The sequence below is a fragment of the Cutibacterium sp. LaCa_89 genome, from assembly GCF_058177555.1.
Genome location: NZ_CP190889.1, coordinates 1,203,859 through 1,226,108, shown reverse-complemented (window position 1 = coordinate 1,226,108; position 22,250 = coordinate 1,203,859). Strand labels below are relative to the sequence as shown.

Sequence of the window (22,250 nt, the reverse complement as noted above, 5' to 3'; positions counted from 1 at the left end):
CAGGGCCGAACTACCGAGTTCGTCTCAGTGGGTGGAATCGTCCACACGGATACGAGGAATCGCAGTCAACAATTCCTGGGTGACCTCGTGCTGCGGATCGCGGTAGACGTCAGAAAGTCGGCCTCGCTCGACGATGCGTCCAGCACTCATGACGGCCACGGTGTCGCACAGGTGACGCACCACGGCCAGGTCGTGAGAAACGAAGACCATCGTCAGTCCCCGTTGACGCACCAAGTCATTGAGCAGGTTCAGCACCTGAGCACGCACCGACACGTCGAGAGCGGACACCGGTTCATCGGCCAGCAGGACGTCAGGTTCAGTGACCAAGGCCCTGGCAATGGCAATGCGCTGACGCTGGCCGCCAGAGAACTCGTGTGGAAATCGGCTGGCGGACTCGGGATCCAAACCGACGTCAACCATGACCTCTGCCAGCCGGTCCTTGCGTTCCTCACGGGTCATACGCCGGGCAACCGGGGACCGCAGTGGCTCGGTGATCGCCCGACCGATGTTCATACGCGGGTCCAGGGAGGACCGTGGGTCCTGGAACACCATCGCGGCCGACCGGCGCAAATCGCGTACCGCGTCGATGTCGCTCAGGGATCGTCCCCGGAAGCGGACGGTGCCGGAATCCGGTCGACGCAAGGCCATCATGACTTTCAGCAGGGTTGACTTCCCCGACCCAGACTCCCCCACCAGGCCGAGCCGTTCCCCCTCGCCGACGTGCAGGGAGATTCCGTCCAGGGCGTCGATCCCGGCGCCACGCGGTCCCAGATGAAGATGCAGGTCCTCGACCTCGATCTGGGTGGTCATGAATCCTCCAACACAATCGTCGTCCCGGGCTCGACAAGGTCGAGTCGGGCGGCTCGCAGCAGCCGTCGGGTGTAGGGGTGATCAGGTTCGGACAGCACTGTGCGGGATGGACCGGTTTCGACGATCTGGCCCGAGGTCATGACGATGAGGTCGTGGCAAATGTGGGACACCACCGCCAGGTCGTGGGTAATGAACAAACATGCCGCGCCCACTGAGTCGAGCACCTGGTCAATCGTTGTGAGAACCTGGGCCTGCACCGTCACGTCAAGGGCTGTCGTCGGTTCGTCGCAAATGAGCAGGTCTGGGGAATTGACCAAGGCCATGGCGAGCAGAACTCTCTGACGCTGGCCACCAGAGAGTTGGTGCGGGTAGGAGTTCGCCACTCGGGTCGGATCCTCGATACCAACCTGTTCCAGCATCTCCAGGACGCGGTCATGAGTCCGGCCTCGCGCGACGGAATGGTGCAGCAGGGCAACCTCGCCAACCTGTCTCCCGACCTTCATCGTCGGGTCCAGTGCTGTCATGGGTTCCTGGAAAACCATGCCGATGCCACTGCCCCGCAACGCGGACATGGCCCGATCGCTGGCCCCGATGAGCTCCTCGCCACGCCAACGGATGGAACCCGACACGTGGGCGTTGCCAGGAAGCAGACCCATGATCGCCAGGGCGGTGACAGATTTCCCCGATCCGGACTCACCGATAAGGCCGAGACGCTCACCGGGGTCCAGGGACCAACTGACGTGGTCCACAGCGACCCGACGATGCCGTCCGAAATCGACAACGAGATCGTTGACCTCCAGAAGTGCCATCAGCGGACCTCCCGCAATCTCGGATCAAGGAAATCACGCAACCCGTCTCCCAGGAGCGTGAATCCCATGACGGCTGCGGCAATCGCCAGGGCAGGCGCCACGGTCAGCCAGGGGCTGTCGAAAAGGTACACCTGGGAATCACGCAGCATTCGTCCCCAGGTGGCGACGGTTGCCGGAGTAGCCAGACCGAGATAACTCAGCGCGGCCTCCGCGAGGATCGCCGTGCCATAGGACACTGAGGCCTGCACGCCGATCAGCGGAGCAATGTTGGACAGCACGTGGTTGTAGGCGATGGAATGCCATGACATCCCTGAGCTGCGCGCCGCGACGATGTAGTCCTGGGAAAGGATCTGTCGGCTGGCGGTTCGCGTGATACGGGCGAACACGGGGACCGTCGAGACACCGATGGCCACCATGCCGGTCAGGGTTGATCCCCCCACTGCCGCGGCCAGGATGATCGCCAGCAACAGGGCTGGGAACGCGTACAGCAGATCGGCAGCTCGTCCCACGATCGTGGACCAGGGGCGAGGAAGCATGGCGGATGTCACCCCCCACGGCACGCCGATTCCGGCGGCGATGAGTACCGACACCACTCCGACGAGCAGACAGGTACGAGCACCCACGAGCATCCGGGATGCAATGTCGGAGCCGAATCCGTCAGTCCCAAGCCAATGCTGGCTGCTTGGTCCCAGAAGACGATCTGCCGGGACGACGAGATTGGGATCGTATGGCGTCCACACCGCAGAGGTGATTCCAGCCACGACGACCAAGCCCACCAGAACACACCCAATGACCAGACCTGCCCTCCTCATGAGTGGTCCCCCTGTCTGGAGATGGCACTGGTACGCAGCCGAGGATCGAGGGCCACGATGAGGAGATCCGTGAGGTAGGAGATCACCAACACGATGGCCACGATGACCATGACGACGTCACTGACGACGAGAAGATCACGGGTACTGACAGCATCGAGGAGATAGGACCCCAGACCGGGAATGACGAAGACCTCTTCGACGACGATGGCTCCCACCAGCATTGCGCTGGCCTGCAGACCAAGAACCGTGGCCAAGCTGATCGAGGCGTTGCGCAATCCGTGACGATGCAGTGCGGGCCACAGCCGCCAGCCGACGGCGCGTGCCGTGCGCAGGTGATCGTCAGCGAGAACGTCGATGAAGGCGCTACGTACGTAACGTGTCATCACTGCGGCCTGCACGATGGACAGGGACAACACCGGAAGAACCAGGTGCGCCACCCATCCTCCGACATCCTCATGCAGCGGTACGTATCCTCCGGCAGGCAGCCATCCGAGGGTCACCGAGAACAGCAGGATGAGGAGGATTCCGGCGAGGAAGGCAGGAATGCTCATGAGGACCTGAGACAGTGCGGAAGCCGCAAATCCTCGACCCTCACGACGATGGACGGCCGCGTAGGCTCCCACCGGCAAGCAGACCACCAGGGCCAGCAGCAACGACAGCCCGACGAGCCAACCCGTCACTGCCAGTCGCGACACAATCTGCGGACCGATCGGTTCAGCGGAAACGATGGAGATGCCCAGGTCGCCCCTGACCAGGGAACTGATCCAATCCCAGTACCGCTGGGGCCACGGGAGGTCCAAGCCCAGTCGGGTACGCACGGCTGCTGCAGCTTTCGGGTCCGCGTTGGCGCCCAGAATGACCTGGGCGACGTCACCGGGAAGCAAGCTGAGCAGGGCGAAGACGATCAAGGATGCGACCAGCAGCCACACCAGCAACTCCCCCAATGGGAGGAGCACGCGTTTGAGGACGGTCACCTCGTCCTCCTGACCTTGGTGAGGTCGAAGCTCATCGAGGTGGTATTGCGCTGTAGCCCGCTGATGCCAGCCTTGCTGATGGTGATCTTTGGCATCAGGAAGAGGAATCCTCCGGCGGCGTCAGTCGCCAAGATCCGACTGGCCTGCATCATGGTCTCGTTGGTGCGGTCGGCTGGTCCCGTCCGGGCGGATTCGATGAGCCGGTTGAATTCCTTGTTGCGGTAGCGCCAGTAGTAGTCGGGGTTGGCCCAGTTGACGATGTCGCGTGCCTCCACGTGGGCGACGATCGTCAGGTCGTAATCAGCATGGGTGTAGACGACATCGAGCCAGCGGGCCGGGAATTCCAGCTCGTCGCTGTCGACGGTGATCCCGATCTGGGCCAGGTCGGAGGCAACCACCCGAGAGGCTGCCGTCGCGTAGGGCAGGGCCGCGGCCCGCAGTCTGAGGGTCAGTCCGTTGGGGTACCCGGCCTCAGCAAGTAGCTTGCGCGCCCGTGCCGGGTCATAGGGCCAGGTGTGGGACAGGTCGGTGAACCAGGGGTCGGTGGGTGGAACCATCGAGCCGATGAGTGTTCCCTGGCCATTCCACACGACGTCCAGCAATCCGTTGCGATCGATCGCCATGAGGATGGCCTGCCGAACCCGTCGGTCTGACAGCGGCTTGGAAGTGTTGTTCATACCCAGCACGACCTCGCCGTTGGTGGTTCCTCGCAGGACCCGGTAGGCCGGGTTGCTCGTGAAGCGGGAGAGAGCCTGGGGAGTCGTCAGATCAGAGACGACGTCAAGGTCTCCCGACAGCAGGGCGGCCGTCTGCGAGGTCGGGTCCGAGTAGTACGAGAAACGAACGGTGGGACGGCCCCCCTCATGCCACGGATGAGGGGACGGCGACAAGGTCACCGAGTGACCCGGCGTGAACTCGGTGACGACGTAGGGGCCAGATCCTTGCGGCTGGGTGGCCAGATCCTTGGTGGCGGGATCAATGACGACACCCGATGTGCTGGCCAGGTTGAACAACAGGAAGTTGTCGCGATGGGACAGGTCAAGAATGACGGTGGCGTCGTCAGGGGTACGGATGGCCTTGACTGCCGACAGGTTCGCCTGGTTGACGGGGCTGGCGGATTCGGCTCTCATCCGCTCCAGGGATGCCTTCACCGCCGCTGAGTTCACCGCGGCCCCGGATGCGAAGCGCGCTGAGGGATCGAGGTGGAAGGCGAGGTGAAGTCCGTCCTCGGACAGCTGCCACGACTTCGCCAGCAGACCGACGAGCTTGCCCGAGTCGTCGACGCGGATGAGGGTCTCGTACACGTTGTAGAGAAGAACCTGCGGGATCGCTGCGGCAGCATTTGACACCAAGTCCAGTGTCGGCGGAGCAGCCGTCGCCCCAATGGTGAGAACTCCCTCTTCTGCGGACTGGCAGCCGGTAATTCCGGTGGTCGACAGAGCCACTGCCACGGCAAGTCCCGCAGCCTTCAACTGGCCTCGCATCGTCTGGTCATGCTCCCTTCGGGCGTGGTGCCCTGCGAATGAGCATAACCGCCCCCGACCTCACGCAGTCTGCGGGGGTCAGTACTGCAGTCAGATGTGCACGGTTTCCGAAGGCGGCCGGACGGATGCCGCAGATAGGGGGTGATGCGCCGATCGTTCGGGCACATCCCACCCCGATTTGTATTGCACCAGTGTGATCTGTATAGTCGAGCAGGTCGACGCGGGGTGGAGCAGTTCGGTAGCTCGCCGGGCTCATAACCCGGAGGTCACAGGTTCAAATCCTGTCCCCGCTACGAAGAAAGAGCCCCTGACCTGGTGAAACATCGGTCAGGGGCTCTTGTCATGCCCTGCGAAAATGGTCCGAGGGGCCAGAAAAAGAACCATTTATTTCAGGACCGGGGCATGGAAACCCCGCTGTGGGGTGTCATATGCTCCCATCCTCACGTGAGCTCGTCCTGGACCAAACGCGCCACGCGCAGCACAGCCCACACGAACGTCGCTAGTGGCATTAAGCTAAGCCGTGAGCCATCATCACAACAAAATACACAACAGAATATCTATGAGGGTGTGTCACATTAGCGGCTCTTCCCAATCATCGGTGGAAGGCGGGTCTGAAACCGCCGGTGTCGAGTATCGCCCTTCGGATGTAGTTGGTCAGGTTACGGAACCCGAGAGCGGTCCCGCGGAGGTGCTCGAGCCGTCCGTTGATCGCTTCGGTAGGGCCGTTGCTGGTGCCGGGATGATCGAAGAACGCCAGGACGTCGCTGCGGCGCTTGTTGAGCGTCCTGCCAAGTCTTGCCAACTCGGGCAGAGCCTTGGGGACCCCGTGGGCCAGCGACTCGATGATGCGGGCGAGCGAGGCCTTCCCGGCTGTGGCGTCCTTGCTCCGGTAAGCCGAGACCAGCTGCTGATAGACGCTCCATGTCACCTCGACGCCGACGTGATCATCGCAGGCGAACAGGTCCTCGAGTCGCTCGATCTGTCGTGGTCGGAGCAGATCCAAGCCGGTATGGAGTAGCCGCCGGGCCTGATAGAGCGCATCATGGTTGCGGCCGCGATGCCCATGGACTTCCTGCTGGACCCGCTGTCGGGTCGCGTCCAAAGCGTCTGCGGCGAGCTTGACGACATGGAAAGGGTCCATGACCGTGACCGCATCAGGGATCGCCTCAGCGGCCGCGGTCTTGAACCCAGTAAAGCCGTCCATCGCCACGATCTCGACTCCTTGACGGAAGTCTTGGGACTGCTGATCGAGCCAAGTCCTGAACACTGCCTTGGAGCGCCCGGGAATCATCGCGAGCAGCCGGGACGAACCGCTGCCATCGCGGACCGGTGTGAGGTCGATGATGACCGTGACGTACTTGTCGCCCAGCCGAGTGTGGCGCCAGACATGCTCATCAACACCCAGGACTTCGATCCCGTTCAGACGGCCAGGATGCTCAATGAGCAACTGCTGCCCGGCGTCGAGGATCGCGGTGTTCGCGGTGTCCCAAGCGACCCCGAGCGCCGCCGCTATCCGCGAGATAGAGAGCCGATCCACCACCAGTGCTTCCAGCCCCCAGCAGACCGCGGCACGAGTCATCTTGGCTCGCGGCCCAGCAGCCAACTCCAGGTCGTGACGCCAACAGCAACCACACCCGCGACAGCGATACCTGGGCAGGCGAACCAGCAGCATCGTGGGGCGCCAACCCAACGGAATATGCGCCAACCAACGGTCCACGACCCCATGCCGAACACCCCGACATCCGCAGCGATGGCACCAACTGTCGTCGCTAATCGGGACACACTCAATCACAGCACGACCAGCCTCGAGACGGAGCCCGATCGCCTCCAAGCCGAGGTCGGCCAAGCCGAGGAAGGTAGTCAGATCCGGACGACAGAAGGTAGCGTTGAACACATCGAGGCTCTCGGTATGGACGGGGTAGGAACCTCCATCATCGAGGGCCTCGACCCCTGCCTACAACCTCACCACCCACCGTTCACTGGGATGAGCCACATTAGCCGATGTGGCACACCCTCATTCTATATGCCAACGATAACGGGCTCTTCACAATCGAGGGGGTAGGTAGGGTCTGAATCCCTCAGCTTCGAGTAGTAAGCGGACGGTGTCGTGGGTGGGGTTGCGCAAGCCGAAAGCGCTGCCTCAAAGGTGTTCGAGTCAGCAGTTGATGTTGTGGTGGGGCCGAGAGGGAGCTTGCCAGCGTATGCTTGGTGGAGGTTCGTGTGCGGAACCGGTTGGTGAACCTCATTGCCGTACCTGCCCGTGAACATGGACAGCCACGTAGCGGGAAGAGACGAGATGACGGCAGCCAATGACGCCCCGCAAGTATGCGAGGAGGGGCCTGGGCAAAACAATGACCTCGGGGGTATACCGATGTTTCGCGGCATTGACCTTCCCGAGGCCTATCGTCACCCACCTTACCACGCTCTCACGGTGAGTCGTGAGACGTTGCAGGAGTGGTTCTCACCCGCCAGGCTCAGCCGCTACCGGATCGAACCAGTCGATACGTGGTACGTGTGGAACACCCGCATCTCGAAAGCATTCTTGGAAGACATCAGCCATGTCGAGGTACTCCTGAGAAACTTCATTGACGTGCGCCTGAGCGCCGATACTGGCATACGGCGTTGGTGGAAATCCTCGAGCTATCGGCTCGGTGGTTTCCCGCGTAACGTCGCCAGGGCCGAGGCGCGACTGCGGCGCGCGGGGCTCGATGCGACCCCTGATCAGATCGTGGCGAGTCTGTCACTGGACAACTGGCGCTTTCTGCTCACACCGCGCCTGGAAGCAACCGTATGGAAAGCTCTCACTGACTTACGTAACGGAGGCATGCCTCACTACCCGGGGCGTAGCCGACGCGACTTCGAGGAAAACGTGGAGCTCATCCGCCACGTCCGTAACCGCGCCTCCCATCAAGAGCCCCTCATCAGCGCTCACCCTGACCGACAAGCTGAGATTCGTAGGCTTGCCCACTACGTAACAGCGATCGACACCGTCGCCCGCAACATCAACCCCGACGCGGCCGAATGGATCGCCACCCACTCACGCGTTCTCGATGCCATCGCCCAGCGCCCCACACCGCAAGACCATTAACCCGCATTCGTCGTAGACCGACGCCTCTTTCAACACCGTGCGTAAACTGGCTCTTGAATCGCCCCGGTGAGTCCGGGGACTCAGTGGTGTGACAGTTCCAGCTCCTCGTGGGGCTGGCTGTGGCCAGCGTAGTAGGCCTGTTCCAGCTCGGCGGGCGGGATGTCACCGCAGTACTTATACAAGCGTCGGTGGTTGAACCAGTCGACCCCTTCCGCGGTGGCGAACTCGACCTCATCAACGCCCTTCCACGGCGCTCTGGGCTTGATCAGCCCAGTCTTGAACAACCCGTCGATCGTCTCCACCACAGCGTTGTCATAGCTCGACCCGACCGACCCGACCGAGGCAGCAATCTCGGCTTCCAAAAGACGCTGTGACAAGACAATTGAGGTGTACTGGCTGCCCCGGTCCCAGTGATGCACCAGCCCAGTCAGGTCATGGCCTTCGCGTTACCGAGTCCAGATCGCCTGCTCCAACGCGTCCAGCACCAGCTGGGTAGTCATCGTGGTACCCGAACGCCAGCCCACAATTGTGCGGGCATAGACATCGGTGACCAATGCGACTCAGACCCAACCCGACCACGTCGACACATCCGTGATGTCGGCCACCCACAACCGGTCCGGCGCCAACGGCACGAACCGGCGACTGACCAGGTCATCCGGCCGCTCAGCAGCACGACCAGCGATCATGGTCCGCTTCACCTTCCCACGACGTGCCCCTTCCAGCCCCGCACCGCGCATGAGTCGTTCGACGCTGCAGCGAACCACCGGGATACCTTCCCAGTTGAGCTGCAGCCAGACCTTACCGGCCCCGTAGACACCGAAATGAGCCTCGTAGACCCAACAGATCTCGACCAGCAGCTCACGCTTGGAGAACAGCTTGTCGCGCCACTGGTAGAAGGTCGATGAGGCGATCTACACGCCATGCTCGCGCAGCACCTGGCAGATCGGCTCGACACCCCACCACAACCCATCACCCCACGCCGCTCGGCAAGCTCACCAATGAAGTCGACGATCACTGCCCTGGCCGGTCAAGCCCGGCCGCGAAGAAAGCCCAGGCCCCCTTCAGGATCACATTCACCCTTCCCAACTCAGCATTCTCTCACTTCAAGCATTTGATCTGGGCCGACCCCTCGTGAGGCCAAAACGTTGACCCTGGTCTACCTCGCCCTGACAGACCCAGCGCCACAGGGTATCCGGGGACAAGACCCCGACCAGCTCAGCGACCTTAACCATCCCCGGCCAATCCCCCACATAGCCCGGACGGGCCTGGAGATACATCCACACCACCCTGGTCCTCAACTCAGCCAGGTAGCGCTTGATCGCGTTGCCTAGCATAACTCCAACCTTCCCAAAGTCCGGAGTCTCCCGACATCCCAGGGCAATTCAAGTATTCATGAACTGGTGCCAAATGTAACGAGAGCCGTCCAGGAAACCGAACGACGACATGACAGCCCACACACCACCACCGGCCACGGCGAAGCCAAGCATGATGACCCCGACGACACCGAGAACCCTCGCACGCGCTCCAAGGTCGAATTTTCGAGAGCACGACGGACCTCCATGGGTCTGCGGGGGTGACGGTGAGATTTGACGGGCGCAAAGTCACCTCATCCAGTTGGCATGAGATAAGTAGCGCCTTGGCAGCTGCCGTGACAGCCTGTGGGTTCTCCCGTGCTCGACTTTCACCGGCAGTTAGGAAGGATCGTGAACGCCCATGATCAAAACCCGGACAAGTCGTCGAACCGTCGTCAAGGGGGCGGCCTGGGCCGTTCCAGCCGTCTCCCTGGCGTCGGCCACCCCTGCGTACGCCATCAGCGATGCGACTTGCTCCTCGTACACGTGGACGTCCCTCAGAGGCTACGCGAGTCCGACGGGTAGTTACCGGACGGCTCGGGCTCTGCGGTCACCGTCGCTACTAGCAAACATGGGAACTGGAACTACACCGGCGAAACCACGTACTCCCCCTCGACCTGACGTCTTCCGGCGGTTCGCTGATCCTCTCGGGCTATGTCAAGACTGGCGTCACCCCGACGTTGAATGATTACGGTGAGACCGTCCTCGCTTTTCCCACGACGGCGGGCGGACCGATCAGCTTTCAGATCTGCGGTCTCGACTCCTACACGAGCTCGAGGAACTCGACGCACGCCCAGTACTTCACCGACATGGTCCAGGTGAGCCAGTCGGGCAACATCATCACGCCCTCCGCGCTGAGCAACGCCACCGTCGACAAGACGACCTCCTGGACCGTGGCGACAGGTACGACCAGCGGCTGCGCCACGTACACCGTCGCCGATCCCGCAGTCGGACCTGTCACCATCAAGCTCGGGAATGCGTACGGTTCAAAGATCCCGGTCTCGGACCGCCATGGAAACACCCATCCCGACCAGGCCGTCACGCTCAGCGAAATCACCTGTGGCAAGGCCACACCTCCCGCGCAACATGTGTCCCGTTGACGTGGTCCCAGACCGGGTTCACACCGCTGGATGAAAACCCAACGCCTACGGACCGGGTACGGCCCAGACCTACGGCAACGTATCGGTGTGGGCCGACGCGACCTTCACCTCCGGTGGGTCCTACCCCTATTTCCTCAACGGTGCCACCGACTCGCAGGAACGGCTCACCATGAGTCCGGCGCCCGTAAGGATCTATCTGTCAGGTTGGCAGCAGGTCGGCTCCGCCGGTACGACGAGTAAGTACATGTCCCTCAACCTCACCGGTCTGACGGGCCCGATCTCCTTCACCATCAGCGACCTGGATGCCCGCACCTCGAATGCCACCACATCGGGGGCCACCTATTACACCGACACGATCCAAGTGACCAACAATAACACGGTCATCGCCCCGACCTCCTCGTCGAACGGGCCTTCGCTCCGGATCGTGGACACGGTGGTGGTTGATTACGCTGCGGTTGGCAGCGTAGCGGCCCGGCGGGCCTCATAGGTGTTCGGGGACAGGTAGCCGCACCAGGAATGGCGACGGCGAGTGTTGTAGCGGGTGACCCAGCGAAAGACCTGACGGCGACACAATTCAGGCCCAGCGAACGTGGCCTGCCCGGCAAGGAGTTCGCGTTTGAGGGTGGCGTTGAACGACTCGGCCAGACTGTTGTCGGCGCTGGTCCCCACGGCCCCCATCGACTGGGTCACCCCGAGACCCTTGCAGAGTTTGGCGTAGGCCTTCGAGGTGTAGACCGACCCATGGTCACTGTGGAAGATCGCACCCCGGAGACTGCCGCGCTGCGCGCAGGCGGCTTTCAGCGCGTCTTCGACCAGTTCGGTGCGCATGTGGTCCGCGACCGCCCAGCCGGCCAGTTTTCGGGAGTAGCAGTCGATCACGGTGGCCAGATAGAGGTTCCCGCCACCGGCCAGCGGAAGGTAGGTGATGTCACCGACGTAACGCTGGTTCGGCTTCTCGGAGGTGAAGTCCCGCTGCAGCAGGTCACCGAACTTCTCATCAGCCGGTTCCGGGACCGTGGTGCGAACCCTGCGACGCAGCCGGGTCCCCGCCAGCTGGTGGGCACGCATCACCCTGGCGACGCGCTTGTGGTTGACACGATCCTCGCGGGCGGCGCCGTCGTTCAGTTCGACGGTCACCCGCGGTGCCCCGTAGGCCGGGTCCCCACCAGCTTTCGGGTCCTGGACCCGTCGGATCCGTGCAGCCAGGACAGCGTCGTCCTCAGCGCGCTGCTGACGGGCCGGGCCGGCTTTCTGCCAGGCATAGAACGAGGAGCGGGACAGCTCCAACACCTGGCACAACCGCTTCACCTGGTAGGTGGTCTGGTGGTCGGCGACGAACTGGAAGCGGTTCACCAGCTCGTCTCCCCGGCGAAATACTTGGCCGCCTTGCGCAGGATGCCCCGTTCGGTCTCCACCCTGGCCTTGTCCGCCCGCAACCGGGCATTCTCGGCCTCCAGCCGGGCGATCCTCGCTACTGGTGACTCACCGGAAGGGGGCGTGGCTGGGGTCGGTCCGTCGCTGGTGCGGACACCGTTGCCCAAGTCCTTGACCCACAACGACAGGGTCCCACGGGAGACCCCCAACTCCCCAGCGATCTGCTTCAACGTCGCACCGGGCGTGGTCTCGTACAAGTCAACGGCCTGCTGACGAAACTCCATCGAGTAGTTCTTCCTGGCCATGGTGATGATCATCTCGCTTCCTCCAGCCCATGCTGGATTCCACGTGTCCACAACCAAGGGTCAAGGCCCCTTGCCTACGGTAACAGCACCTGCCCCCAACTATTCGAGCAGCCGCTTCCTGCCACGGCAACAAGGATTTGTTGTGCAATGGTTGCAAGGGCTTCCCGACCTCCGACAGCAAGGACATCCCGCTCCTCAACATCCCACAGAAGGAACGCTCCGGGAGCACCACCGAGCCCGTCATGCAGTACCACTTCAGCGTCAACGTACCTCGGGAGGCGCGTCCCGTGCTGTGGCGTACACCCACCTGTACTGACTAACCTGCGGGCTCGTCCCGGACCCGGAACGCAGGTGGCCCGCGTGTGGCGAGGGCCACGAGAGACGATGTCGTTGCGGGGTCAACCGCCCTCGTGTACTCTTCCCTCCGCCGTGTGTACACCCAGCCGCTTCGCCATCTCGAGCCGGTCGTCCCACAGCAGGTCAACCCGCATGTCGCAGCACGACGTCAACCGCCGGACCATCACCAAGGGTTTGGCGTGGGCCGTTCCCGCTGTGAGCGCCGCAGCAACCCTTCCCGCCTACGCCGTCTCGTGCCCGGGCACTGCCGCGGCCGAGATCGATTCATGGTTCGCCGCCTACCAGTCGAGCCTGCCTGACCTCACCGGCGTCAACATGGCGATCTCGTTCAACCAGTCCGCCGGAGCCAACGGTGCCGGCTTGAGCAATGTCGGCATCAGCCTCAAGAACATCGGCACCAAGACGTTCGACTCCTCCTTCCCCCTGCGGTTCGACGTCGGTTTCCAGAACGTCGCCACGTCGAAGGTGATCAATGACAGCCTGACCGCCGTGGCCGGACCGGCGAACACCAATCCCATCCTCAAGTCCCGGGCCCCTCAAGGCGACAATCAGCCTCCCTCCCTCAGCGACGCCCAGGCCGTCGGCAACACGACGCGCACACGGTCATTCTCAATGACGTCCTCGAACCTCACCTTCTATAACCCGTCGACGCACGCACGCATCGGGACCTCCTCCGACCAGTCCAACGACACCGCCTTCCCTGACACCCCTAGCGCCTACAGCTGGCGAGTGGCCCTGCGCAACACCACGTGGAATCCCGGTGACAGGAAGAAGGTCCTCGCCATCGTCCCGGGCGACGGCGCCTGCCATGGTGGCCGCATCTACGCCGCGTGGGGCATCCGGCTGCGAGGGTTCGCGCCCCTGCCGTGGACCACCCTCGTGACGAATGCGACGGCGGCCAACCCCGGCATGACGGAGGACACCGTCACCAACTGCTACCTCAAGCTGTACGACCAGCGCGTGGAGACGTGGATCGCGGGCCGGGAGGGCCTGCGCAACATGAAGATCTCGATTGACGGATGGAACGCCACCATGGACAGCGTGATGGGGTGGGAGAATTCCGGTGCCCCCAACACGTGGTACTGGTCCACCGATGTCGGTAACTTCATGGCCGCTGGAACCGAGTACGACACGAGCCGCGTCACCGGCGTCGGTACGTGGAATACCTCCGTGGTCAAGACCTCCTCCGTCGGCCGGTCGATCACCGAGATCCGCAATCGCGACGGCATCTTCTGATACCGACACCCAGTCACACGTGAGCCCCGTCGCCACCGCGATCACGTCCGATCCGTGGTAGCGACGGGGTTTTCGCTCGGCTGCCGAAACCTGTTCGCAGGCCGAGCCGTCAAACCACTCCTTGGCCTTGTACCCGGTCATGCGTAATCTGACAGACTGATGTCTCGTGGTACAGTTCGATGACTCCCCCACCTGCATCAGTGACGCAGCCGACGAGATCAATTCCCCATCGACCAGGCGGATCATCGCTCTCGTGACAATCCTCAATGCCATCGGATTGGTCATTGACGTCACGGTGGCATCCATCATCGGATCGGCATCTCTCTTCGCCGACGCGGCCGACTTCCTCGAGGACGTCCTCATCAACGGACTCGTCTTGGTGGCCCTCGGGTGGTCGGTGCAGTCACGACGGAAAGCCAGCATTTGGTTGGCCGGTCTCATCCTCATTCCGGCAGCTGCAGCATTGGGAACTGCCGTCTGGAAGATCACCTCGGGAGTCCCGCCTGAGCCCGTGCCGTTGTCAGTGACGGCCATCATCGCCCTGCTCATCAACCTGTCGTGTGCCATCGCCCTCATGACATTGCGTCGCCAGAGATCGAGCCTGGTTCGAGGTGCGTGGCTGGCAGCACGCAATGACGTACTCGGCAACGTGCTCATCCTCGTCGCTGGTCTCATCACGACGGTGTGGTTCACGGTCTGGCCCGACGTCATCGTCGGACTCGTGATGGCCGCCATCAATGCCACGGCTGCCAAGGAAGTGTGGGAGCAGGCTCGCCGCGAGGTACCTGAACTCGAGATTGGCGAGGACTGAGCCGCATTGAGACATCTCGCCAGTACCGGTCGTCGGTCGCCTTCCGACACGGAGCTGCCAGACGCGACGGCACTCACTGGCAGAGCGGCTGATCCCAGTCCTTGCCTCGCAACGGGACGATGATGACCGGGCGCAGCTGACGGCGCCCCAGCTGGACTGCCACCGATCCGTCCAGCCACTCCTGCAAACCGGCACGGAAACCGGGACGCCGAGTTCCCAGCACGAAGCACCCAGCGCCAATGTCATGGGCGAGGTGAGCAAGCTGTTGATCCGGCAGACCAGACAGATAGACGAGCTCCCACTCCGTCTCTGGGTAGTTCGCCATGAAAGCGTCCAAGGAACTTTGGATCGACGATCGGGCGGTCGCATTCGAGATTCGCTGGGCGGTCGGGTCGAGTGGGTGGCTTTGGTCGGGATCAGACGGGTTCGGCACGCGATCGGTCGCGACATGGGCGAAGACAATCTTGCTACCCATGGCCCTGGCATGCTCGACGCCAGTCGCGAGTACTGCCCGCGGGATGCCCGGCATGATCGCGATGATGACCGGACGGCCCCTCATCGTACCTCGGGGCGAACGCTCATATGTCACGGATGCACGGCGGTCGATATCGGACTCATCTTTGTCCATCCCGGGTTGCTGCTCCGTCATGATCGTCTCCTAGATGTCGCGGCACGCTACCGACACGATGCACATTACCGACCCCGAGACGATCTCGTGACCGGTCGTCACTCCAGGGTGCCGAGAACCGCAGACTCCAGGGCCGGGACGAGATTGACCGATCCGAGCAAATCCTCCGGATGGTCGACGAGACGGGCCACGCCGTAATGGCTTCCATCACGCAGCGCACCGGCCACGACACGTACTTCCTGACGATGGGGATGAGCCGCGACGAAACCCGCAGCCTTGTCCGGATCGTCCGGAATCTCGTTGGCGCACTCGTCGGGCAGGAAGATCCGTTCGACGCAGATGGCCGCCCCGTCAACGGCCTCTCCCCAGGCTGTCGTGGCGAGGGCCTGGGCCAGATCCTCTCCCGGTCGGAAGTCGTCCTGCTCGATACTGGAAAGGCTGTCTGGTCCACCCACGGCGAGCTGACCGGCAAGGGCAGGCTCAGCCTTCATGAGGTCGACGGTGCGCACCAAGGCGAACAGGCGTGGCGGGCCGCCCCAGCTCGATGTCCCGACGAACCTCTCGATCTCAGCCAGACATGCCACCAGGGCGTCATTGACCGACGGTGTCTCGGGCCCCGCGTTTTCGGCGTCCTGACTCATCTTGTCGTCCTCATCATTCAGCAATGTGGTACTCCCGTTCCGCCAGCGCGGATCTTCTGGATGGCCGCGATGGCGTCCTTGAGGCTAGAGACCTTGACCAGGCGCATCGAGGTCTGAACCCCACTGATGTCCCGGCAATTACCTGCTGGCACGAGGAAGATCTTGGCGCCATCCCGCTCGGCACCGGATATCTTCTCCTGGACACCGCCGATGGCAACGACGTTGCCATCAGGGGAAATGCTTCCGGTACCGGCAATCCGCAGCGAACCAATGAGGTCATTCGGGGCGACCATTTGATAGATCGACAGGGCCATGGCAAGTCCGGCTGAAGGACCGACGATGTCCGCCGGGATTCCATAGGTGATCGTCGGGGCGTATCGGTATCCAGTGTCGACCGTGATGCCGACGGCAGGAGCTCTGCGGTCACTGACTGATGAGACCGTCGTCACGGCAATCGTTTTGCGAGTGGAGTTCCGCAACACCACGAACACCACGGTGTCGCCCACGGCATGCTTGCGAACCGCCTTGCCGACGTCGAGAAGGGAGGCCACCGGCTCCCCATCGACCTCCTCGATGAGGTCACCCGGCTCGAGTTTTCCGTGAGCCGGACCAGCCGCACTGACGGCGTTGACCATCGGCATCTCAGTGACAGGCTGGCCTGCAGCGCGCAGTGCAGCCACGGCAGCGTCGCGCTGGGAGGTGTCCATCATGTACGATTCCTCAGCATTGACCTGCTGAGGAGAGTGGCCTGGCGGATAGATGGCTTCCCGCTGCAAGACGTCATGGTCCCGACGAATGCGGTCCACCAAGGCCTCTGCGAGGCTGAGACGCGAATCCGCGCGGGTGATGGACACCGTTGTCATCCTCATTTCGCCCTCGCTGTGGCGAGCCGTCAAGCCGTCAATCTGGATCATCGGCTTGCCCTGCTCGTTCGTTGAGAGCAGATCCACGGTCTGTCCTGGCGACCTGGCCACGAACGGGATGGGCACGAGGATCAGGGCCAGCACGCACAGCAGCACGACAAGAGCCGACGAGATTGCCGTCCAACGGGTGGGGAAACGCACCCCTTGTCGGGCCTCGACATCGACCGCGGTGGTCGTCGCTGCGGGCGTGCCGGAGTCATGCGCCTGTGAATTGGGCGTGATCGACTCGGACATGGTGGCCATGCTAGCCGGAACGGACAATTACTTTTCCACGACGGCGACGGCTCTAGACTTGGCGAGGACACCATGCCAAGCGAACGGAGACGGGAATGAATGACGGACCCCAGAATCCTGGGCAGCCCGACCCCGAGGAGATGGCCGAGCAGTTGCGCCGCATGATGCAGCAACTGGGCCTGCCCGCCAATGGGGACCTCACCTCTTTCATGACCCAGTTGTCGCAGATGTTCGGCTCAGGCGGACCGGTCGGTTTCGGAATGCCCGGAGCCAATCCGAGTGAGGGACCGGTCGACTGGTCTCACATCAAGGACATGGCCCGCCACATCACGGCGTCCCACGGCCCTGACCCGACGCCAGGACAGCAGGAGCGCAGTGCTCTGCTCGACGCATCGCGTCTTGCAGAGAGCTGGCTCGACCGAGAATGCGAGTTCGCCCAGGTCAACACACAACCTGCCTGTTGGAGCCGTGCAGAGTGGATCGAGCACACCTTTTCCTCATGGCAGTCTGTCGTCGAGCCGGTGCTGGTCTCCCTGACCGAGGCGATGACCGGATTGATGTCACCTGGCGGTCCCAATGACCCGATGGCTGCCCTCACCCAGATGATGGGACCGGCGCTTCGCCGGATGTCAGCCATGCTGTATGGAGCTCAGCTGGCCCAGGGCCTCGGCGAACTGTCGACCTCGACGGTGACGGGAACCGAAATTGGTCTCCAGGTCGTGTCGGTACCTCAGGTCGTCCTTCTCCCAACCAACATCGCCGCGGCATGGAAGGATCTCGACCTCGATCCACGCGATGTCGAGCTCTACCTCGTGCTGCGTGAGTCGGCCCGTCAGCGTCTATTCAATGCGGTGAGTTGGCTCGGACCACAGCTGTTGGCCCTGGTTGAGCACTATGCACGCGAAATTCGCATCGATTCCTCGGCCATCGAGGACGCCATCGACATTGATGACTTGTCCCAATTGACCCCGGAGAAGGCCCAGGAGATGTCCGAGCGGTTGCAAGGACGCCTCTTCGAGCCGACCCGCACGCCAGAGCAGGAGGGCGTCCTACAGCGCCTTGAAACCCTGCTCGCCCTCATCGAGGGATGGGTCGACGAGGTGACATCCCAGGTCGCCCGCACCTGGCTTCCCAGTCACGATCAGCTGGCCGAGGCCGTGCGTCGACGTCGCGCCACATCTGGCCCCGCCGAGGTGTTCTTCCAATCCCTGCTCGGTCTGGAGCTTCGCCCCCGCCGCGTCCGCGACGCAGCCAACCTATGGGCGGCACTGCGTGATGCCCGCGGCACGGTCGGACGCGATCAGGTGTGGAACCACCCCGATATCGTGCCTACCGCCGCCGACCTCGATGACCCGCTGGGCTATGTCTCAGGCGACCGTCAGGACATTGCTGAAGGCGGCGATGATCTCGATGCCGAGTTGGAGAAGCTGCTGCGCGATCACGGTCAGGACGACTGAGCCAACGGATCGTCCGGCTGACGTTCGGGGGAATCGACTCCCCCGGAAACAGCCCACTGGTACCCGTTGAGGAATCCCTCCGCGCGCTCCGCATTGGGGAATCCTGCGAGCAACTCGTGGAACCGCCGATTGTGATTGGCTTCCACCAGATGGCACAGCTCGTGAGCCAGAACGTGATCTATGACCCAGTCGGGAAAGCCGACCATGCGATCTGAGAGCCTAATCTGTCCCGTCGCCGGGGTACATGACCCCCACCGAGTGTTCTGGTTCGACACCCACCTCACTGAGATGGGCTCGACCGGGTGCCCCACCCGCGGCTCGAGGTGGGCCCGACACAGCCGACGGGCACGATGCGTCAGTTCGACGGAGGTCGCACCGGATCGTCGTCGAGCCTGGGATCGCGTCACCTTGTCGACCAGTTCCATGACTTGACGGTTCTGGTCAGCTTTCCGCATCCCCATGGGAACCATGACGAGGACGGATGTGCCCTCCATCCGTGCGCTCAGGGTGCGGTGGCGTCGGGAACTACGCCGAATGATGATTTCCGGCCTGCCGTCGCATGCTGCGATGATCTCGTCGGTGGTCGCCCTGCCAGCCATGTGGCCCATCATGCCCGGTGGTTAGGACAGTTTCGGTGAAGCGGTGTTCTGCCCCGCGGCTCGACTCAGAAACATCATGACGTCCGGGGGCGACGTGGTTGACGAGAACCCCGACCTGCCCTAGATTGAGAATAACCCCCGGATCTCGGATGTGCAGGGGAAGGCACATCGTGATGGTCCGGGGGTTCCCATGACCCCCGAATCCCCTGCTCTGACATGCCAGATGGCGTTCGAAATTCAGTGTTGTTCGAACTCCCGCATGTGTTGTCCGCGAAGGACAGCGTGTTGCCCGTCATTGTTGACGTGTTGCCCGTCGTCTCGTTGGTCCTTCCCCGCGCTTCAAGCCTTTCGCAATTCTCAGGGCATGCGTGTTGAACTTGATTGTCCCTGGACGCCCGTACCGGGCGGATTGCGTCTGCTTGCTCCAGACGGTCGATCATTTCGGCTGCGAGGCGTGCGAGCAAGCTATGACGGACACGTCGATGTTCCTGCAGACATCGCGAATCGCCTTCACGAGTCCGGAATGGTGACGATGTCGACCGGCCTACAGGTAGCCGTTGTCAGTGATGACGGCGTCTCCCAAGACATCGTCCGCGGTCTGGAGGCACGACGTATCGAGGTGACGACGTGGATGCGTGGCCGGCAGCCCGGGAGCTTCCGTGACCTTCGGTGTGTGTCCGGGGCCTCGTACCCCGTGGTTCACGTCGTCGTGATCTGTCCAAGGACCCTGCTCGGGGGACGTGACATCGCCGAACAGTGCCATCGAGCCGGCGTCCCGTCGGTCATTGCCTGGGGACGCCATCGCTGGGGTGTTCTCGGACCGATCAACGATCACCACCCCGGATGCCAACACTGCGCAGACATGGCACTGGCTGCGCGCGACCCCGACTGGGTGACGGTGGCCCGTACGACGACGGGAGACAGCCACGATCCGGCCGTCACCGCGTGGCTGGTGAACCAGATCGAAGCCACAGCTCTTGCCCTTCGCGATGGCTTAGACGTCTATAGCGCGAAGTCCGTCCATGTACGTACGAACGCCGGAGAACGCAGTCTCGTCGTGCCGGCCCAGCCTGGTTGTCGCTGCTGGCCGCCTCAGGAGGCGTCGTGCAATACCTTGATGAGATCAGCTGCGTAATGATCGGCCTTGCGTCGGCCGATACCAGGCACCTGCAGCAGTCCCTCCACCGAATCTGGCCGCTTCTCGGCCACGCTGAGCAGGGTGGCATCGGTGAGAATGACGAAGGCGGGCACACGATCCGCCTCCGCTCGTTCGCTGCGCCATTCGCGCAACCGCTCGACCAGGGTCGGGTCAACCCCGACCTCGCAAGCAATGTGGTGGCCGAGTTTGCGATCCCGGGCAGCCGTCAACGCCTCTCCACAGACCGAGCACACTGCAACGGTGGCGCGACGTTTGCGGTGGCGTGGGGGTTTGGTCGACGCATTTCCGGTCCCTGGCAATCCCCGCAGGAAGCGCGAGATACCCTGACGGTCTCGGTTCGAACCCGACCAGGAATACGAAACCCACAGGTCTCGACGAGCCCTGGTGACTCCGACGTGGAGCAGACGTCGCTCCGAGGCAATCTCGACGGGAGTTTCAGCCATGATGAACGGCACCATGGCGTCGCTCATCCCGTACAGGGCAACGACATCCCATTCAAGACCCTTCGACGCGTGCAATGTCGCAAGGGTGACGCCGTCTCCGACAGGGGCCTCCTGGGTGGCAGCTCGCCGGGAGAACACAGTGGCCAAATCCGCCAGAGTTGCCGTCCCCTCCTCGACAGCCGAGGCCGCCAAGTCACGGAGTGCCTGCAACGATTCCCACCGCTGCCTCACCTCCCCCTCTCCTTGAGGAGCTGCGGTCGTCCACCCTTGCGAAACAAGAAGGCGGTCGAAAGCAGGCAGTGCGTCGGCCCCGGGTTCATCGGCGACGATCCGGACGAGAGCATCGAGAGCGCGACGCACCTCCCGTCTCTCGTAGAACCGCTCGGATCCCTTGACCAGGTATGGGATGGACCGCTCGGCGAACGCCGTCTCAAGGTGGGATGCCTGAGAATTGATCCGGTACAAAACGGCAATCTCAGACCACGGAATCCCCGCGGCATGACGGGATTCCACCCACATCGCGATCGCCGAAGCCTCGGAGGAGTCGTCACCGAGCGCTTGGTAGACCGGCTCGGGACCCGACCGGCCACGAGAAACCAAGGTCACTCCCCTGCCATGCTCGGGAGCTTCGTCCGGGGTCACACGGTTGACGAGAACCTCATTGGCCAGCCGGATGATCTCCGGGGTCGAACGATAATTCCGGACCAGGTCGATACGTTTCGCACCCGGATGATCTGCCACGAAATTCATCAGGTAGTCAGCACGTGCACCAGCGTAGGAGTGAATGGCCTGATGGGGATCCCCGACAACGCACACATCATTGCGGTCGCCGAACCACAGCTCGAGCAATCGGTGCTGGAGAGGAGAAACATCCTGATACTCGTCAACGACGAAGTGCTGATAGCGGGAGCGGATTTCCTCCGTGATGTCCCGGTGCTGGACCATCATTCCGACGGCACACAGCAGGATGTCGTCCAGATCAATGACGCAACGTTCCCGTTTGACCGCTTCGTATCCGGCCAGGACCCTACCGACATCGGTGGCCGAAACCCCGGCCACGACTCGTCCTTCCGTTCGCGCCAAGGCTGCATATTGTTCGTTGGGGACATTCGAGACCTTCGCCCAGGAAATCTCGGCGGACAGGTCCCGCACCAGTGCCTTGTCATTTCCCAGACCAATGCGTCGGGCTGCCTCGGCGACCATGGAGAACCTGGAATCACTCACCGGTGGCAACTCACAGTTGTAGGCGCGTGGCCAGAAGAACTTGATCTGGCGCAGGGCGGCCGAGTGAATGGTGCGAGCCTGAACCCCCACCACGCCGAGATCAGCGAGTCGTCCCTTCATCGTGCCGGCGGCCTTGGTGGTGAAGGTCACCGCAAGGGTCCGGCGCGGGTCGAGCTTCCCGGTCGCGGCTCCGTAGGCGATGCGATGGGTGACAGCGCGAGTCTTTCCCGTTCCGGCACCAGCGATGACACACACCGGAACGTCGAAGGTCTTAGCAACCTTGACCTGCTCAGGATCCAGTGCTGCCAGGATCGCATCTGCCGACTGGGTTCTCACGGCGATCACCATAGGGGCACGCACCGACAGCTCCGCGACGGCATGTTCTGCCGCGATGTTCCGCTCCTGTACCACCGACTACACCGAAACCTGT

General features: G+C 62.8%; 19 protein-coding genes, 1 tRNA gene and 1 pseudogene. 8 read left to right on the top strand and 13 right to left on the bottom strand.

All coding sequences use genetic code 11. The features are described from left to right. Positions 1 to 24: 24 nt before the first annotated feature. Genes ACP8LP_RS05670 through ACP8LP_RS05650 form a run of 5 tightly spaced genes read right to left on the bottom strand, consistent with a single transcriptional unit; the run spans position 25 to position 4,889 of the window. Entirely contained in the window at positions 25 to 810 is a 786-nt protein-coding gene (locus ACP8LP_RS05670) for an ABC transporter ATP-binding protein (RefSeq protein ID WP_279187151.1), read from the bottom strand. Beyond that, complete coding sequence (locus tag ACP8LP_RS05665) at positions 807 to 1,619, bottom strand: ABC transporter ATP-binding protein (protein WP_279187150.1); 813 nt, start codon at positions 1,617 to 1,619, stop codon at positions 807 to 809. The genes ACP8LP_RS05670 and ACP8LP_RS05665 overlap by 4 nt, the downstream gene beginning before the upstream one ends. Then, complete coding sequence (locus ACP8LP_RS05660; protein WP_016667748.1) at positions 1,619 to 2,431, bottom strand: ABC transporter permease; 813 nt, start codon at positions 2,429 to 2,431, stop codon at positions 1,619 to 1,621. The genes ACP8LP_RS05665 and ACP8LP_RS05660 overlap by 1 nt, the downstream gene beginning before the upstream one ends. Next, a complete protein-coding gene (locus tag ACP8LP_RS05655; protein ID WP_279187149.1) occupies positions 2,428 to 3,405 on the bottom strand; it encodes an ABC transporter permease in 978 nt (325 codons plus the stop codon). The genes ACP8LP_RS05660 and ACP8LP_RS05655 overlap by 4 nt, the downstream gene beginning before the upstream one ends. Beyond that, a complete protein-coding gene (locus tag ACP8LP_RS05650) occupies positions 3,402 to 4,889 on the bottom strand; it encodes an ABC transporter substrate-binding protein (RefSeq protein ID WP_279187148.1) in 1,488 nt (495 codons plus the stop codon). Before ACP8LP_RS05650 ends, ACP8LP_RS05655 begins: the two co-directional genes overlap by 4 nt. Positions 4,890 to 5,108: 219 nt before the next feature. Between ACP8LP_RS05650 and ACP8LP_RS05645 the strand changes: the two genes are divergently transcribed. Next, positions 5,109 to 5,182 (top strand) — tRNA-Met (locus ACP8LP_RS05645). A gap of 299 nt (positions 5,183 to 5,481) precedes the next feature. Here ACP8LP_RS05645 and ACP8LP_RS05640 read toward each other — a convergent pair. Further along, on the bottom strand, positions 5,482 to 6,783 hold the full coding sequence (locus ACP8LP_RS05640; RefSeq protein WP_221268287.1) for an ISL3 family transposase: 1,302 nt from the start codon (positions 6,781 to 6,783) through the stop codon (positions 5,482 to 5,484). Positions 6,784 to 7,155: 372 nt separating this feature from the next. Between ACP8LP_RS05640 and ACP8LP_RS05635 the strand changes: the two genes are divergently transcribed. Then, entirely contained in the window at positions 7,156 to 7,977 is an 822-nt protein-coding gene (locus ACP8LP_RS05635) for a hypothetical protein (protein WP_462575307.1), read from the top strand. Between the two features lie 80 nt (positions 7,978 to 8,057). Here ACP8LP_RS05635 and ACP8LP_RS05630 read toward each other — a convergent pair. Next, positions 8,058 to 9,311 (bottom strand): annotated as a pseudogene (locus ACP8LP_RS05630) (IS3 family transposase). A 698-nt stretch (positions 9,312 to 10,009) separates the two neighbouring features. Between ACP8LP_RS05630 and ACP8LP_RS05625 the strand changes: the two are divergent. Beyond that, entirely contained in the window at positions 10,010 to 10,429 is a 420-nt protein-coding gene (locus tag ACP8LP_RS05625) for a hypothetical protein (protein ID WP_462575305.1), read from the top strand. Positions 10,430 to 10,514: 85 nt separating this feature from the next. Further along, entirely contained in the window at positions 10,515 to 10,916 is a 402-nt protein-coding gene (locus ACP8LP_RS05620; RefSeq protein ID WP_484483333.1) for a hypothetical protein, read from the top strand. On the opposite strand, the gene ACP8LP_RS05615 is transcribed toward ACP8LP_RS05620, so the two are convergent. After that, positions 10,874 to 12,108 (bottom strand): IS3 family transposase gene (locus ACP8LP_RS05615; RefSeq protein ID WP_484484209.1). Its coding sequence is split into 2 segments (ribosomal slippage): positions 10,874 to 11,799 and positions 11,799 to 12,108, totalling 1,236 coding nucleotides; the frame shifts between segments, so codons are not numbered across the junction. The two genes, ACP8LP_RS05620 and ACP8LP_RS05615, sit on opposite strands and share 43 nt — an antisense overlap. Positions 12,109 to 12,597: 489 nt before the next feature. On the opposite strand from ACP8LP_RS05615, the gene ACP8LP_RS05610 reads away from it, so the two are divergent. Together ACP8LP_RS05610 and ACP8LP_RS05605 are read left to right on the top strand one after the other, a co-directional pair. After that, positions 12,598 to 13,701, top strand: coding sequence for a hypothetical protein (locus ACP8LP_RS05610; protein WP_462575126.1), 1,104 nt, complete (start codon positions 12,598 to 12,600; stop codon positions 13,699 to 13,701). Positions 13,702 to 13,867: 166 nt separating this feature from the next. Further along, positions 13,868 to 14,512 carry a cation efflux transmembrane domain-containing protein gene (locus tag ACP8LP_RS05605; RefSeq protein WP_462575124.1) on the top strand — a complete coding sequence of 215 codons (645 nt, stop codon included), beginning with the start codon at positions 13,868 to 13,870 and terminating at the stop codon, positions 14,510 to 14,512. Between the two features lie 73 nt (positions 14,513 to 14,585). Here ACP8LP_RS05605 and ACP8LP_RS05600 read toward each other — a convergent pair whose 3' ends face one another. The 3 genes from ACP8LP_RS05600 to ACP8LP_RS05590 all read right to left on the bottom strand — a co-directional run bounded on the left by ACP8LP_RS05600 (position 14,586) and on the right by ACP8LP_RS05590 (position 16,947). Beyond that, positions 14,586 to 15,071: a universal stress protein gene (locus ACP8LP_RS05600; RefSeq protein WP_187117078.1), complete on the bottom strand. Its 486-nt coding sequence runs from the start codon at positions 15,069 to 15,071 to the stop codon at positions 14,586 to 14,588. 167 nt (positions 15,072 to 15,238) lie between these two features. Beyond that, complete coding sequence (locus ACP8LP_RS05595; RefSeq protein WP_462575133.1) at positions 15,239 to 15,802, bottom strand: PPA1309 family protein; 564 nt, start codon at positions 15,800 to 15,802, stop codon at positions 15,239 to 15,241. Beyond that, the gene (locus ACP8LP_RS05590; protein ID WP_462575123.1) at positions 15,799 to 16,947 is read right to left on the bottom strand and encodes a YlbL family protein; all 1,149 of its coding nucleotides are present in this window, start codon (positions 16,945 to 16,947) and stop codon (positions 15,799 to 15,801) included. Before ACP8LP_RS05590 ends, ACP8LP_RS05595 begins: the two co-directional genes overlap by 4 nt. A gap of 86 nt (positions 16,948 to 17,033) precedes the next feature. Between ACP8LP_RS05590 and ACP8LP_RS05585 the strand changes: the two genes are divergently transcribed. Next, complete coding sequence (locus ACP8LP_RS05585; RefSeq protein WP_462575122.1) at positions 17,034 to 18,395, top strand: zinc-dependent metalloprotease; 1,362 nt, start codon at positions 17,034 to 17,036, stop codon at positions 18,393 to 18,395. On the opposite strand, the gene ACP8LP_RS05580 is transcribed toward ACP8LP_RS05585, so the two are convergent. Beyond that, the gene (locus ACP8LP_RS05580) at positions 18,383 to 19,006 is read right to left on the bottom strand and encodes a M48 metallopeptidase family protein (protein WP_484483332.1); all 624 of its coding nucleotides are present in this window, start codon (positions 19,004 to 19,006) and stop codon (positions 18,383 to 18,385) included. The genes ACP8LP_RS05585 and ACP8LP_RS05580 overlap by 13 nt on opposite strands. Before the next feature lie 178 nt (positions 19,007 to 19,184). Between ACP8LP_RS05580 and ACP8LP_RS05575 the strand changes: the two genes are divergently transcribed. After that, positions 19,185 to 20,129, top strand: a complete 945-nt coding sequence (locus ACP8LP_RS05575) for a hypothetical protein (RefSeq protein WP_484483331.1) — start codon at positions 19,185 to 19,187, stop codon at positions 20,127 to 20,129. On the opposite strand, the gene ACP8LP_RS05570 is transcribed toward ACP8LP_RS05575, so the two are convergent. Then, on the bottom strand, positions 20,087 to 22,168 hold the full coding sequence (locus ACP8LP_RS05570; protein ID WP_147612116.1) for an ATP-dependent DNA helicase UvrD2: 2,082 nt from the start codon (positions 22,166 to 22,168) through the stop codon (positions 20,087 to 20,089). The genes ACP8LP_RS05575 and ACP8LP_RS05570 overlap by 43 nt on opposite strands. Positions 22,169 to 22,250: the final 82 nt, after the last annotated feature.

Excerpts from the sequence above, each read along its gene's own strand:
- ACP8LP_RS05590 (WP_462575123.1), bottom strand. The coding sequence starts at position 16,947 with ATGGCCACCATGTCCGAGTCGATCACGCCCAATTCACAGGCGCATGAC.
- ACP8LP_RS05670 (WP_279187151.1), bottom strand. The coding sequence starts at position 810 with ATGACCACCCAGATCGAGGTCGAGGACCTGCATCTTCATCTGGGACCG.
- ACP8LP_RS05665 (WP_279187150.1), bottom strand. The coding sequence starts at position 1,619 with ATGGCACTTCTGGAGGTCAACGATCTCGTTGTCGATTTCGGACGGCAT.
- ACP8LP_RS05585 (WP_462575122.1), top strand. The coding sequence starts at position 17,034 with ATGAATGACGGACCCCAGAATCCTGGGCAGCCCGACCCCGAGGAGATG.
- ACP8LP_RS05610 (WP_462575126.1), top strand. The coding sequence starts at position 12,598 with ATGTCGCAGCACGACGTCAACCGCCGGACCATCACCAAGGGTTTGGCG.
- ACP8LP_RS05580 (WP_484483332.1), bottom strand. The coding sequence starts at position 19,006 with ATGATGGGCCACATGGCTGGCAGGGCGACCACCGACGAGATCATCGCA.
- ACP8LP_RS05600 (WP_187117078.1), bottom strand. The coding sequence starts at position 15,071 with ATGAGGGGCCGTCCGGTCATCATCGCGATCATGCCGGGCATCCCGCGG.
- ACP8LP_RS05660 (WP_016667748.1), bottom strand. The coding sequence starts at position 2,431 with ATGAGGAGGGCAGGTCTGGTCATTGGGTGTGTTCTGGTGGGCTTGGTC.
- ACP8LP_RS05650 (WP_279187148.1), bottom strand. The coding sequence starts at position 4,889 with ATGCGAGGCCAGTTGAAGGCTGCGGGACTTGCCGTGGCAGTGGCTCTG.
- ACP8LP_RS05635 (WP_462575307.1), top strand. The coding sequence starts at position 7,156 with ATGGACAGCCACGTAGCGGGAAGAGACGAGATGACGGCAGCCAATGAC.
- ACP8LP_RS05570 (WP_147612116.1), bottom strand. The coding sequence starts at position 22,168 with ATGGTGATCGCCGTGAGAACCCAGTCGGCAGATGCGATCCTGGCAGCA.
- ACP8LP_RS05575 (WP_484483331.1), top strand. The coding sequence starts at position 19,185 with ATGACCCCCGAATCCCCTGCTCTGACATGCCAGATGGCGTTCGAAATT.